Source organism: uncultured Coprobacter sp., from assembly GCF_947855755.1.
GTDB lineage: Bacteria > Bacteroidota > Bacteroidia > Bacteroidales > Coprobacteraceae > Coprobacter.
The window spans coordinates 1-14,998 of the sequence record NZ_CANUAR010000036.1; the positions used below are offsets into that span (position 1 = coordinate 1).

The following is a 14,998-nucleotide window of genomic DNA, read 5'->3' on the forward strand; positions in this document are numbered from 1 at the left end:
GTTGTGATTTGCTTTCATTTTAGTATCTTTGAAGTATCGGAAACATCGCGATCTCTGTAAGATTTTATTAATTAATGACTTACAGAACAAATCAGAATAAAAAAAACGATGTTGTTTCCTATGAAAAATCCTGCACAATGGCAGGATTTTTCTTTTTAGAACAGTTCCAATTGTTGACCCGGAGTATTCACCGACATTGTTTTCTTACCATAGAAAAGTTCAATATTTCCAAATTGCTTATCTGTAATGCACATAATTCCTACATTCCCATGCTCCGGGAGAAAAGACTTAACTCTCTTTATATGTACCTCTGCATTTTCGCTACTGGTGCAATGACGAACATAAATGGAAAATTGAAACATCGTAAAGCCATCCTTTTGCAGATTTTTCCTAAAATCTGTATATGCCTTTTTATCCTTTTTCGTTTCAGTAGGCAAATCAAATAGTACAAGTACCCACATAACACGATATTCACTAAATCGGTCCATCACATTTCCGGATAGGATATTTTACGTAATTCGCCACTAAAGCACTTATACAAAGAAGCAGTAGTCTGTCCAACAGCTATCATTAACGGACTTCGTTTTCCGGCAATATTGGTTTCCAATGTAGGAATAGTCAGTAATCGGACTTTCAACTCTTTTGTCAACTCAGCGTAATTTCCCCCTTGCCTAACTATGCTGTAAACCAACCTATCTACATAGGGACGATATGGTTCCATAATATCATCTGCCAAGCAATAAGCATTATAGCGGTTGTGGTGATGTATTCCCAAAGTAGGTAAAAGCCCACTTGCCACTAACCCACGAGCAACAACAGCACGTAAAATAGCATAACCATAATTCAATAAATTATTAGGCGGAATACCATCCCTGTCTCTTGTAAAGCCTTCTATCCGAAACAAGTTTTTCCAATAATAAGCTGCAGCACGAGCTTCCTGATTATCCGAATCCCCACTTTTCACATTGGCCGCCCACACTCTCATACACTTTATCTCTTCTCCGGAACACTCTTTTAACACTGCCGCCTGATTTTCTATTTTTGCTTTTACAGTCTGCTGCCAAAGTTGTTTCGACAGTGGCAGAGAAGCATCCAACTGCTGCCTAAACCTCTCGTTCTGTGTAGTATTTCCGTGTAAAGGAAGTAATAAACCTACCGGCATACTTTTACTGTCACATGTCAGAACAGCACAATTATTTTCAAGGAATGCCTCCAATACCCCTGAAGTGATAGTTATCTGTTTATGATCCAATACTACAACACCGATATCCTCTACCGGCTTGGAGACTTCTGATACTTGTTTAAAATATTCAGGGAGAGTGTCATTATCAACAACTTCCGGCAATTTTATTATTAATTGGGCATTTCTTAGTGACAGATAGGCAGGGTTTCCAAAATAAAGTGTTTTCTTAATCATAATACACAGATTTTAGTCATTAGGCTTCTAAGAGCTGTCTAAACTTTCCAATAAAAAATACTATCAGGTCATTTTTGCGTTTTCTTCCGGTCTTTTTTTCCATTTTCACTCGTCAGATAGCTCGCTATCTTTCTCATAAAATCAGAAAAACATCCTCGAAAGAAACTCTCAAACCTAATCCATGCAAAATTGAGACAAGCTCTAAGGAATTCCTTAGCAATAATCTACTTTTAATATTCTCCTACTGAGACAATCTGTCCTATATGGTTTACACGGACTTTCACTATACCTTCCAACTTATTGGGTGTTAGACGTTTCCATGTAATTTCTTTTAAGGACTTATCATCAACAACCTTAGTTTCCAGATGATGTCTAAACATATAATCTTTTTCCGCAATCTTCTGTACTCTAAATAAATTAGGACTGATCACCGTATAATTTTCCGGATTCAACAAATCCACTTCTTTCGGGTTGAATCCGGTTTTCTCATTAGGAAACACAAAATATTCGTTCTGTTTCATCGTGAACATAAACTGCCAGCCCTCACTTTTGTTATAATTCTTATCTATGACGGGCAAACCTAAATTCATCCGTGTGACAGCTTCAAAGAAAGAAACCACGACTTCGTCAAGTTCATACACAGGATTACCTTCATCATCAAGTATCCTCTGCCCTGTCTTATCTAAAACAGGTTTTCGATAAATAGCCACATGATGATTATTGCCTGTATTCACAAAATCCACAGGGATTTTTTTCCCTGTTTCATCTAAAATCAGATTTCCATTTTTATCTTTCTTGTCATGCAATGATTGCGCCTTGCTAATACCTCGAATAGTCACTCGCTTGATAGCTATTCCTTTCTCCTTATTCAGCCATATAGGATTCTCGTCTAAGTTAACAAATGCTCTCTTAGCTTCCCCATCATATTCTCTTAAACGTCGCTCCAAAATAGAACGAACTTTTGCATCAGCCACCTTGTCTACACTTAAATTCGGATCGACAGGTTTACGTATAGTATAAACAGTTTCCAACTCAACCGTTCGTACTCTCTCCGGCACTCGTGCCGTTTGTTCCTTATCAAGGTAAACCGGATTTTTTTCCAACGAATTTTTACCGGTAAACGCCTTCTTTGGATCGTTACCAAAAGCCGCCAACCGTTCAAGCAAAGCATTCCGATAAGCCAGTTTACACACTGTCGCAATTTTAGAGGAATCAAAAGAAGCATTCACTTTTTCCTCTTTCGTAACATATTGTCGATGGCTACCGTAAATAGTTTCTAAATGCAATTGTCCCCGCGGGGTTTGTTGTAACTTCTTATTTTCTCCACCCTTTCTTTTTGTACAATTCACATTATTAGTAACCACTTTATTTTTAGCCTTAATAGATACCAACAAAGTTTCCAAATGGCTTTTCGCTTCTGCACGAAACCGCACTAACGGCATAGGAGGCAAAGCCTTTCCATTCTCAAAATAACGAGTCTTTATCCCTATTATATCGAAGTGCTCTTTGCAGTCAGCCTGCCATGCTGCATTTTTGTTGTTAAAATATTGAATAAATGCATCTTTGGTAAAAGCTACGGTTAAAGCATCCATGGCATGATGTCGATGATCATTTCTTTTTGTCCAGTCCTTTATTCTTTTAATTTTTCTCCCATCTTTATCTTCATACACTTCTACCAAACCCAAGGTCTCGTATTTAGGCAAGTTCAATTCTTTCAATACATCCACAAGCTGCCAATCCTCTCGCAATCTATCCGTTATAGAACCGGTGGTAGCTACTACTCTGCGACAAATCTCATTTAGCATAGCAAGAGCTTTTTTAGCTATATATTGTGTGTTTCTCAAATCCCGATCGATAAATCCTTCCGGAATATTTTCCTGCCCCATTTTCAATTTCCGGAGTTTTGCTCTCTGATCTTTAAACAAACTTTCGCAACGATTAAGATATTGTTGCAAGCCTTTTTCTCCGTATTTCTCCTTTACGAAGTCATAAGCTGTTTTATTTCCTTTCTCAATGTTAATCGCTTTATACTCCAATGTCTTATTAGACAATGAATCATCGAAAAGCCGAGCTTGCGGGATGATGTGTTCTATATCTATCTCTTTACTGAACACTTTTTCTTTGGGTATATATTGATTGGAATACAACGTTTTATATCCGTTATCTTTCAATTCCTCATAAAGTTTATAACGAATAATGTCATTACGGCTCACATTTATCATGCCGAATTCTTCCTGCAATACTTTACGTATTTCTTCATGTTCGCGAGTACTTTTTGCAATAGCTTTAGTCAGTTCTTCCCGCTCCTTAGCACTTTTTTTCAATTCACGTGCTAATTCTACTCGAATTTCATCAGGTTTTCCATAAGTGTCAATGATTGCGTTAATCACATTCACCATTTGATTCAAGATCTTTTCAACTACCGGATTACGCAAGCTGTTTTTAGGAAGAATATCCAATTTATCTTTCAATACTTTATTTTCTATCTCCTCTTTAGTCAGTGAAGATTTGGAATGGCGATAGCCTGCATATCCACATGCCACATCATATCGATTGCCTTCTTTCAAATAAGGCAAAATCTTTTTAATAGCTTTAGCACTCAGGCTTCCATAATCGTTTTGGAACGAAATATTCACAAGTTCTACGGCATACTCTTTGCCCACATGGCAAAGTTCCATAAGCTTTTCAACCAACTTTCCGTTTCCGGTCGGCGTATTGTCTCCCTCAAATGAATATAATAAATGCCAAAGCTTGAAATAGGGTTGCTTCTCCAAATCTTTACCCTCTTTATTCAAATCTACGAAAAGCAAATCTGTATTCCATCCCAGATCGGTAAAGATAATTTGCAACTGTTCTATTATCTTGTCTGTCGGTTCTCCAAAATCCAACGGTTCATAGCCATATTTCTCTATCATTTTACTGTATGCCGAAAAGAGAGCATTTCCCGTATCATTTCCTTCTATCTGTTCAAAATTCATATCCAAATCCTGCGGATTGTCGAACAGGAGTTTTAAAACATATTCTTTTTTAAGGCTCTTCTTCACGAAAAGTTCCTTAGCCAACACCTCTTTTTCTTCTTGATATAAATATCGCCGTCCTTTTGTCAATAAAGTATCTTCCGTACTATTGAATAGCTCGGGTGAAGCATCCGCATTCTTTCGTTTATACATCTTTTTACCGGCAAACACTTCTATATTATTCAATGTCTGCCATATTTTGAACTCCTGAAACAACGGATGTGAACGAGGTATAACTTTACATCCCACCACCTTAGCTTGCATCTTGCCATTTTTCTCCACCATAATTTCTCGGTTTTCAAATTCACAAAAACCGATCAAACCTTTTTGGCTTTTCAAACGTCTTTGGTAAAAGATGATAATATCTCGAATTTCTTTTTTCAGCTCCACGGTCAATTCTTTATGAAATTCTGCCTGCTTTTCCCAAATTTTATCGAACTCATCCAAATAATCCTGCCGATAGAACACCATGTTGCGCAGACTCGTATTGGGATTCTTTTCCAGTTCAGCCATTTGATATTGGCCTACCGTCTGATGATTGAAATAAAGAACCTTGCTCCGGTCACTAATTGCTCCTAAATAACCACTTGAAGTACTTATTTGTCCATTAATTTCCTGCAACACCACCGCAATTTTTTCTAAGTCTAGCTGCTCCGTAAGGGCTTGTACACGCCAACGATAGTTTTCTTTTCTCTGTTCCTCCTTTTTGACAGTCCGTTTAAGACCGACAAGTTTACATTCTTTTTCCACACTTTCTGTTTTGGACTCTTTTTCATTCCACACATCCATTTCCTCCGTCCAAATAAAGTATTTCTCCAGAATAGCCCATGTCTGGCTTTTATTTTTCCCTTTGATTCCTTCTTTAGCCTCGTCACAAAAGGCCTTCGGATTGAAATGCTTTTGGAAGTTCCATATTCTATCAAACTCTTCCTGCAAATCGGAACGATAAAAATCAGGCAAAGACCTTTTGCCCGATTCGAGTAGCTGTAGACAAAGTTGCCCGGGAGTTAAATCCTCATCATATAATTTTTTAGCAGCCTCCATTCCGTCAATCAAAGTTCCGTCCTCTTTTTCTTTTATTTTTCGGCTGCTCTTATATCCTCGTTTTTTGTTGATCATCAACAACACACGTGCAAGTTCCTGTAAAGAGATTTCTTCATCGGGAGCTTTCGCCCTTAAACGATAAGTCTCAAACGTCGATCTGTTTCCTTGCTCCGAAAGAACAGTCTCATCCGTTATAAATTCAACTTTTTTTAAAAGTTTTATCAATGCATCGCGCCGCAATTTATACCGTTGCAAATTACGGCGCATACTTCTTTTAAGAGTCCTGTCCGCATTAGTGGTAATACTTTTCCCTTTCTCAAAATTTTGCATTTCATCTACAGTCAAAGGATTCACTCGCACACCCAACTTAATGATCGATGATACCTCATCTCTATTTTCAGCTTCATTTACCAACGCCCATCCTATACTGCTTGATCCTAAATCCAGACCTAAAATCTTTTTCATGATATATTTGTTTTTAACTTTTCCAAATATAAAAATTTTATTTTAAAAATATTTGCACATAAACCATTTATTTTATACTTTTGTCATACTAAAATGAAGCAAATCACAATAAGGATTATTCCGTTGTGAAAACATTAGGTTCCCTCGCCCTTCTGCGGGGGATTTTTTATACTCCTTAATAACCTAATCAACTATATCAAAAACAAGGAGGTTGAAATAAGAGACTCAACTTATGATGATGAGATATACAAGATTATACAGAAATTGAGAATAATTTTAATCAGAAGCTTCTAACGTAACCATATTTTCACAAAAACAGTACATTGGCAAAAAATGAGAACAAAGACTCTATCTTTTTATTATTCATGCCTAATAAATAATAAGAAAACAAATAGCGATTATCGGGTTGGTAAAACCTCAATAATCGCTATTCTAATTATTTTTCCCAATTGTCCGTACGGAAAGGAGACGCCGGAAGCAACTCTTTATTGTACAGGTTACAAACCGGACTGTTGGAAAATCCATAACGCACAGCAACAGGTTTCAGCACCTTAGGACTCGAGACAATCACACGATTCCCGTCGATCACGGCATCTGCCCAAACAAATTTACGGTCTTCTCCGGCAATACAGAACCCGGTAAGTTTCTCGGGATTTTTGATCTTTTCACCTTTAGGTGTATAGGGAGAGGACGCTATCGTCAACCCGCTTCCGCAATTACTGAAATGAATAATCGCCTTATCCCCTTCTATCGTCATGTTTTCATATAATGGTCCTGAGGCGATTATCTTTTCACCGTATGCCAAATTTCTGGCGGCTAATGCCAAACGATGTCCTACATCATATTTATCGATCGGATGCAGATCGAAAGGATCACCGATATCGATAGTCACAGCCATAGCCGTATTGGGCAAAGCAAGAGCTTTCAATTGTCCTTCACGCACCCAACGCCAGCCTTGTCCTTCTTCTGAAGGTTTCTGATCGACAGGTCCGAAATTCGGCAACTGTACGTATATAAAAGGGAAATCTCCTATTCCCCATTTTTGCCGCCAATCATTTATCATGCAAGGGAACAGCGTAGCATATTCTTTTCCAGATCCTCCGGAATTGAATTCTCCCTGATACCATATCACTCCTTTTATCGACAAGGGAATTAAGGGATTGATCATCGCATTGAACAGATTGGTCGGTCCGTTATTTCCTCCATTCGGTTTAGGCGGATCTGAAGGACGGGGAGAACTCGGTTTCGGTTTTTCCGGAGCAGGAAGTCCGGCCGCCTGAGCCTTCTTTACCTCAATAGTCCATTCTTTTTGTGCCTTGTCCCACTCTTTGCCCACAGTATTATTCCACTTTTTTATCGCTACGTCAAACTCGGTTTTCCTCTGTTTATAATTAGCGACAACTTCAGGATTTATCCTGACATTTTTTTCATAAAGATCGACATAACGTTTCAACTTAGGTTCGGCTTTCAAAGCAGACAGACTCGTCCAAGCCTCAGCACGTGTACCTCCCCACGCACTTTGTATTATTCCCAAAGGACGACCGTTTGTTTGACGAATATCCCGAGCAAAATAATAAGCTGCACTTGCAAATCCTTGTCCATTTATCTTTCTCAATGCCTCAGGTGTACATAAAACCCACTTTGCAGCCCATTCGGGGTTCTGGGTATCTTCGGGTGTATAAATATCGGACAGAGGATCAAGCGAGGTATTTCTCGGGACAAAAAATAACCGTAACAGGGAATCTGCCGAAGCATCTACATCTTTTTTGTAATGATTTTTATTAATGCCAAATTCCATGTTAGACTGCCCCGAAGCGACCCATACATCTCCGATCAATACATCTTCATATACGATCTTATTATTTCCTTTTATTGTAAGGGTTTGCCCTTTCGATTTCGTTTTTATGGGCTTCAAGGAGATTTTCCATGTACCATCTGCTCCGGCAATCGTTTTCCCCTTTTTTCCGGCAAGAGTCACGACCACCTTTTCTCCGGGATCGGCCCATCCCCATATCGATAATTGTGCATCCTGCTGCAAAACCATACGGTCTCCAAAAATCCGGGGCATACGAATGTCTGCTTTTGCCGGACAACCGCATAGAAGACATACTCCGGCAATAAGCACCATTCGTTTTATTGATAATAATGCATTCATGATCTTATTCAAATCTTATTCTGTCATAAAATCATCACATTATTTTACAAGAAATTCATGAATACTCCACCAAGTCGAAACATCCTTAGTCAATACGATTTTTATATATCTCGTTTCGACAGATGAAGGAAGAGTTATTACCGTTGCATCTCCTTTAATCCCTTCTCCCGTAATAACTGGATTTCCCCAATCTTTTCCATCTTTAGAGAGATATACGGCATAACCTCGAGGGAAATCATTTGCACTACGGCCTTGTTGTAGTTCGATCACACTAAATTTCTGAGGGGTCTTCATATCGACAATAATCCAATCTCCTGCAACTTGCGGTTTCCCTAATGTCCAACGAGAATCGAGATCACCATCAACAGTTTTAGAAGGATCTTGAAAATCAAATTTATAATTAGATGCTGTTACAGTCCATTCCGTACGGTCAGTATCTTTTTCTTGATTCTCATTATTCGTTGCAGCTTGTAACATTCCGATCGAAACAGCAAGACACAAAACAAATCCGGTAATTTTCCTTACGTTCATAATTTCAAAATTTAAAAGTTAATAATTAATATAAGATTCGATTCTTTCTTTGTAAAAAAAATGTGTGTGTTTATTGAACAAATATAGAAATGAGTGCTTAACAGTTTCCCTCAAACTGACTTAATCAAAGATTAATAAACAGCTTAATATCGGGAATTGAAATAAAATCGAGAATAAAAATATCGCTATTTCTCGCCAAAGGTTCAACATATTCAGGTATAACCATAAAAAAGCAGGGAATGAACTGCGATAAAATCGTTCACTCCCTGCTTAAATATTTCTCTTTTACAGATCAAACATAATGTTCGTCTGTATTTCCTTGATGTTTCAGCACTTTTGCATTTACAAAAAAGATTATCTCTTCTGCCATATTCGTAATATGATCTCCTGCACGTTCTAACTTACGAAATACACTGACTAAATTCAGACAAGCCAACCGATCATCAGGATGTTCTCCTAAATAATCGGCAAGAATAGGCGTTACTGCCGAATTTATATCATCTAACAGATTGTCTTTAGCAAGAACAGTTGTAGCCAAATCCGGACTTTCCTCATCTAAAGCGCGTTTAGCCATATCCAACATATCAAGAACTGTCGTAAACATCGTTTTCAACTGCAACCTTTCCATCAATGTTTCATTTAACGGTTCAGGACAATGAATTACAAATCGAGCTATTCCCTCTGCAAAATCTCCGATTCGTTCCAAATTCGAATTGATCTTCAGCATTGCCAGAACGAGCCGAAGGTCTACTGCCACCGGACTATATAAAGCAATTATATCCTCTATATCACTGTCTATTTTCAATTCAAAGGCATTGACATGTCTTTCTCTTACAATAACTGTTTGCGCATCTTCTCTATTCAAACTTTGCACAGCATTTCCCGATTTCTCAATCTGTGTCCTTACCAGATCCCACATTTCATCCACTTCTTTACGAAGACGGACTAACTTCGATTCTATAAATTCGACCATAACCTTATCTGTTTCTAATAATATCAACCAAAGCGACCGGTAATATAATTTTGCGTGGCCTCTTTGCCCGGGTTCGTAAATATCTTTTTAGTATCATCATACTCAACCATCTCCCCCATATAAAAGAAAGCGGTTTTATCACTGATACGCGATGCTTGTTGCATATTATGCGTTACGATAACAATCGTATAATCGTTTTTCAGTTCATGAATCAACTCTTCTACCTTTGCCGTAGATATCGGATCAAGGGCAGATGCAGGTTCATCCATCAATAAAACTGAAGGAGAAACTGCCATAGCACGTGCAATGCACAACCGTTGCTGCTGCCCTCCCGAAAGAGCAAAAGCCGATTCTTTCAACTTATCTTTCACTTCATTCCACAAAGCCGCTCCCTTCAAGGTTTCCTCCACACGATTGCGGATAAATTCTTTATCCTTTACACCGTTGACACGCAACCCATAAGCAACATTCTCGAATATACTTTTCGGAAAAGGATTGGGTCTCTGAAAAACCATTCCTACATTTTTCCGCAATTCATCGACCTGTATATCCTTATCATAAATATTTTTCCCATCGATCAAGATTTCTCCATTCAACCGTGTATCGGGAATCAAATCATTCATACGATTAAACAATCGAAGAAATGTGGATTTTCCACATCCCGACGGACCTATAAATGCCACGACAGATTTTTCTTCGATCTGCATACTTATTCCTTTGAGAGCGTGAAAATTCCCATAGTAAAAGTTTACGTCACGGGCATCGATCTTATTCATTTCTTTTTATATTAGTTTGTTTTTACTTTGTTTGAAAAATATTTTCTCAAGGCATTCGCCAACAAATTGATGAACAGAATAATAGCGATCAGAACCAATGCCGTTCCGTATGCCAGCGGTAACTGAGCTTCCATGTTTGTCCCGCTTGTAGAGATAACATACAGATGATAAGGTAACGCCATACACTGGTCAAAAATACTTTCGGGCAATTGCGGTAAAAAATAAGCGGCGCAAGTAAATAATATGGGGGCTGTTTCTCCTGAAACTCTTCCTAACGCAAGAATCAAACCGGTAATGATATTGGGCATTCCCATCGGTAAAATCACGTGCCATATCGTTTGCAATTTGGTTGCTCCCAAAGCTCGGCTGCCTTCTCTCAGACTGTCGGGAATGGCTTTCAACGACTCCTCCGTCGTTCGGATTACCAACGGTACACAAAGTAGACCTAAAGTCAATGACCCGGCTATGATACTATCCCCGAAATTCAGATATTTTACAAATAACGCCATACCGAACAGACCGAACACGATCGAGGGTATTCCGCTTAGATTGTTTGTCATAACCCGTATAAAACGCACCAACTTTCCTTTAGGGGCGTATTCATTCATATATATACCGCTCATCACACCAACCGGAAATGCAAATAGAGCGCTCCCGATCATCAAATAAAATGTCCCTACGATCGCCGGCCATATACCTCCCGAAGTCATCCCGTCTGTCGGAGATTCGGTGAGGAAGCCCCAACTAATAACACCGATTCCTTTATAAATAATAAATCCCAAAATAGCAAAAAGAATGGCTACGACCAAAACACTCAACAGAGAAAAGATCCCGAAAGCAAAATGTTGAGAACGCCTCTTTCGAATCTCATATCTGGACGGATAAATATTGCGAATATTCATGTTTTTACTTGTTTTTTGATGATACGTATTCTACACATGAGTTTATTATCAATGTAATAAAGAAGAGTACTACACCGAGCATAAAAAGAGCTTGATAATGAGCTCCACCAGATGGTGCTTCTCCCAATTCAGCGGCAATAGTAGCAGGAATTGTTCTTAACGGCTCTAAAATAGAAACGGGGATTACCGCTGCATTCCCGGTAACCATTAAAACCGCCATCGTTTCTCCTATAGCCCGACCGATTCCTAAGACTACTCCCGATGTAATCCCGGAAATCGAAAACGGAATAACAACTTTATATATAGTTTGCCAACGAGAAGCTCCCAAAGCCAGACTTGCTTCGCGCATCGTGCGGGGACAGTTTCGCATGGCATCTTCTGCAACAGTAATAATAGTAGGTAAAGCCATAATCGCTAAAACGACACTTCCGGACAATCCTGTCTCTCCAACTGGTAGATTAAACACTTTCTGTATTATAGGAACTATGACAATCAAACCGAAAAATCCGTAAACTACCGAAGGAATTCCGCTCAACAATTCAATAAGAGGTTTAAGAATACTCCGCACTCTCGGAGTGGCAATTTCAGACATATAGATCGATACGGACAAACCAAAAGGCAATGCTATAAGTATGGCAAAGAAACTTACCCATAATGTTCCCGTAACCAAAGGCAAGAAGCCGAACTGAGGTGCCGGTGTTGCCGTAGGAAACCACTCTGTTCCTACAAATACATCTTTTAATGAAATTGTTTGGTCTTCCACTACATAGACATTCTGAGGATTTTCTACGAATTTTCGAGGAATAAAAGCTATAATACCGGGATTATTTTTAATTAAAGTCTCTATTTTAGATGATGCAAATTCATAAGACTCGCCCAGTTCCGTTTCGGAATAATAAGTAGTCAGATCTTCCAACCTAAAAAGTTTTATAGGCAAGTCTTTTCCTCCTACCTCTCTCCAATTAACGATTTCCTCATCGAAAATATCTTTTATCTCTTTACTGCTCAATTTTCTGATCTCATTTTCTTTATTCAAAACCAAAACATAACCGTCCTCTATTACCTTATTATTAAATAAACCGAAAGCTTCCGTAAAAAGAAAAGCCACAATAAGCAAAATAGTGATACTCGTTATATATCCACTACAAGTAAGGATACCTTCTACAATCTTTTCAAAAACTTTTTTCATCGTGTTTCTGTTTGTTGGCACAAAGGAATGAAACTCATATTAAGATCATGTAAAGGAGACTTGAATAAACTGTTTCAGAATTATTACATTCATATTACAAAAATATCAGAGAAAGGTCTTGTAACTGTCAAATAATATCATTGTAAACTTTTTGTAATATCAGCTTTATTTCTTTGCGAATAAAATAAAAATATGAAACGAACAAAAAGTTATCTGATCATTTCTTTATTCCTCGCCACAACAACATTATATGCACAACGCATCAAAGGAAGCGATACCGTTCTGCCCGTCTCACAACAAGCAGCAGAAAATTTCATGAAAAAATATTCAAAAGCTCATGTTACCGTTACAGGGGGAGGAAGCGGTGTAGGAATATCATCCTTGATGGATAATACTACAGATATAGCCATGTTATCGCGTCCTGTCAAATTCAGTGAAAAAATGAAGTTGAAAGAAGCGAAACAAAATATTCAAGAAATCATCATTGCTTATGATGCACTTGCTGTCATCGTTCATCCCGACAATCCGGTAAATAAACTCACACGAAAACAGTTAGAAGATATTTTTCGGGGGAAAATAAAAAACTGGAAGCAAGTAGGTGGTAAAGATCAAAAGATAGTAGTATATACTCGAGAAACATCTTCAGGAACTTACGAATTTTTCAAAGAGAGCGTCTTAAAAAATAAAAATTACATGAGCGGAACTCTCTCCATGCCGGCTACCGGAGCTGTCATCCAATCAGTAAGTCAAACTAAAGGTGCTATAGGGTATGTAGGGTTAGCATACGTAAACCCTAAAATCAAAACGTTAGCTATATCATACGACAATAAAAATTATTCATTACCTTCAGTTTCCAATGCTTCCCGAAAACTATACCCGATCGTTCGCCCGCTTTATTACTACTATAATCAAAAAAATGAAAAAGCAGTTTCTTCATTTATTCAGTATCTGCTATCCGACGAAGGACAGAATATAATCAAAGATAACGGTTACGTTCCTATCCGATAAAATATCTTAGGAACTATCTAAATTTTCCGATCAAAATACTATCAGGTCATCCTCGCGTTCTCACTCGTCAGATAGCCTGCTACCATACTTGAACCTGGTCCGAATAAAATTCAAATAATCGGAATTTCAACCAAAGTAAAGCGGCTTCGAGAATTCTCGAAGCCGCTTTACTTTGGTTTATTTCAAAAGGATTTAGATTATTTCTTTTTCCTTTGCCGGATTTCTGTAATATACTTTACCTTCTTGATATTCCTGAGCCGCTATCAATGTAGGTTTCGGCAACTTTTCATAATATCTTGAAATCTCAATCTGTTCTCTGTTTTCAAACACTTCTTCAAGATTATCATTAAAAGAAGCAAACTCCTGTAATTTCTTTTCCAGATCATTTTTCATCTCTACAGAAATCTGATTAGCTCTTTTTGCTATAATACAAACAGTTTCATAAACATTTCCGGTATCCGATGACAAAGCGATCATATCACGGGTAACGGTGTTTGTCGGTGCATTCGTTTTCTTGTAATCCATATTATTGTATTGATTAATCTTTTACGTATTTACTTGCTACATTAAAAATTTTCTTAGCTTCTTTTGCATTCGCTCCATCAGGAAAATCATTGATAAAGCTATAATATTCATCAATCACGTCTCTGAACCGTTCTATCTTTTTCTCCTCCACACTCTGCATAGCCTCCTGATATTTCGATTTCAGAATCAACATCGAAAGATCTTCTTTTCTTTTTGTATAAGGATAATCTTTCAAGGCATTCTGAGCAGTAATCACAGCCGCATCATAATTGTTGCCCATATAGTTACCCAAATTATAATATAACTGTGCATTCAACCACTCCTTCTCCACCAATTTCTCCTGCAAAGCGAAAATTATATCCTGAGCTTCTTTAGCCTTCTCGCTTCCCGGAAAATATTCCAGAAACATCTGCATCTCATCTATCGCCTTATAAGTTCCCGACTGATCGAGTTCCGGCTCGGGAGAATCTAAATAATATCCATAACCGGCATAAAAACGGGAAAGTTCTGCAAATTGGCCTTTGGGATAGTTTGTATAATAAGTCGTAAAATACTGTCCTGAAGTTGAATAATCCTTTGCCATATAATGACTGCGAGCTAATAAATAAAGGGATTCTTCCGCCTTATCCGTTCCCTTATATATCGTCACCAACTCTTCTAACAGAGTATATGCCCGAGCATATTTTTTTTGTTCAAAATATTTCTTGGCATATTCATATTTCATATCATAATCGGTACTTTTAAGTATTTTATTATACTCGCTGCACGAAGTAAAAAATAATACCGATACAAATAAATATAAAAATCTCTTCTTCATATAGACAAATAATGTGCAAATGTAGGTAAACTGATTGAATAACGAAAACAAAAAAATGAATTTTAACGGATTAAGAGCCTGTTTTGATTTATTAAATTTGAGAGCCTGATTAAGAGCCTGTCTAAATTTTCCAATTAGAAAATATTATCAGGTCATTTTTGCGCTTTCTTCCGGCCTAT

General features: G+C 37.8%; 12 protein-coding genes. 1 reads left to right on the plus strand and 11 read right to left on the minus strand.

The genetic code is table 11. The features are described 5' to 3' along the window. Positions 1-155 precede the first annotated feature (155 nt). The 9 genes from cas2 to pstC all read right to left on the minus strand — a co-directional run bounded on the left by cas2 (position 156) and on the right by pstC (position 12,469). Complete coding sequence (cas2, locus tag Q0093_RS13890; protein WP_297931624.1) at positions 156-488, minus strand: CRISPR-associated endonuclease Cas2; 333 nt, start codon at positions 486-488, stop codon at positions 156-158. Beyond that, positions 488-1,417 carry a type II CRISPR-associated endonuclease Cas1 gene (cas1, locus tag Q0093_RS13895; RefSeq protein ID WP_297931626.1) on the minus strand — a complete coding sequence of 310 codons (930 nt, stop codon included), beginning with the start codon at positions 1,415-1,417 and terminating at the stop codon, positions 488-490. Before cas1 ends, cas2 begins: the two co-directional genes overlap by 1 nt. A 230-nt stretch (positions 1,418-1,647) precedes the next feature. Continuing rightward, positions 1,648-5,943, minus strand: a complete 4,296-nt coding sequence (gene cas9 / locus Q0093_RS13900; RefSeq protein WP_297931628.1) for a type II CRISPR RNA-guided endonuclease Cas9 — start codon at positions 5,941-5,943, stop codon at positions 1,648-1,650. Between the two features lie 436 nt (positions 5,944-6,379). After that, positions 6,380-8,098: a sialate O-acetylesterase gene (locus tag Q0093_RS13905; protein WP_297931630.1), complete on the minus strand. Its 1,719-nt coding sequence runs from the start codon at positions 8,096-8,098 to the stop codon at positions 6,380-6,382. Between the two features lie 39 nt (positions 8,099-8,137). Continuing rightward, positions 8,138-8,629 carry a discoidin domain-containing protein gene (locus tag Q0093_RS13910; protein WP_297931632.1) on the minus strand — a complete coding sequence of 164 codons (492 nt, stop codon included), beginning with the start codon at positions 8,627-8,629 and terminating at the stop codon, positions 8,138-8,140. Positions 8,630-8,921: 292 nt separating this feature from the next. Beyond that, positions 8,922-9,602 (minus strand): phosphate signaling complex protein PhoU, encoded by a 681-nt coding sequence (gene phoU / locus Q0093_RS13915; protein ID WP_294179549.1) that lies wholly within the window; start codon positions 9,600-9,602, stop codon positions 8,922-8,924. A gap of 23 nt (positions 9,603-9,625) precedes the next feature. Next, entirely contained in the window at positions 9,626-10,378 is a 753-nt protein-coding gene (gene pstB, locus Q0093_RS13920; protein WP_009316745.1) for a phosphate ABC transporter ATP-binding protein PstB, read from the minus strand. Between the two features lie 11 nt (positions 10,379-10,389). Beyond that, positions 10,390-11,280 (minus strand): phosphate ABC transporter permease PstA, encoded by an 891-nt coding sequence (gene pstA, locus Q0093_RS13925; RefSeq protein ID WP_294179551.1) that lies wholly within the window; start codon positions 11,278-11,280, stop codon positions 10,390-10,392. A gap of 4 nt (positions 11,281-11,284) precedes the next feature. After that, entirely contained in the window at positions 11,285-12,469 is a 1,185-nt protein-coding gene (gene pstC, locus Q0093_RS13930) for a phosphate ABC transporter permease subunit PstC (protein WP_294179552.1), read from the minus strand. Between the two features lie 192 nt (positions 12,470-12,661). On the opposite strand from pstC, the gene Q0093_RS13935 reads away from it, so the two are divergent. Further along, positions 12,662-13,477: a phosphate ABC transporter substrate-binding protein gene (locus Q0093_RS13935; protein ID WP_294179553.1), complete on the plus strand. Its 816-nt coding sequence runs from the start codon at positions 12,662-12,664 to the stop codon at positions 13,475-13,477. A 192-nt stretch (positions 13,478-13,669) separates the two neighbouring features. On the opposite strand, the gene Q0093_RS13940 is transcribed toward Q0093_RS13935, so the two are convergent. Both Q0093_RS13940 and Q0093_RS13945 read right to left on the minus strand, forming a co-directional pair. Beyond that, positions 13,670-14,002: a DNA-directed RNA polymerase subunit omega gene (locus tag Q0093_RS13940; protein WP_009316741.1), complete on the minus strand. Its 333-nt coding sequence runs from the start codon at positions 14,000-14,002 to the stop codon at positions 13,670-13,672. 13 nt (positions 14,003-14,015) lie between these two features. Beyond that, positions 14,016-14,819, minus strand: coding sequence for an outer membrane protein assembly factor BamD (locus Q0093_RS13945; protein ID WP_294179554.1), 804 nt, complete (start codon positions 14,817-14,819; stop codon positions 14,016-14,018). Positions 14,820-14,998 lie beyond the last annotated feature (179 nt).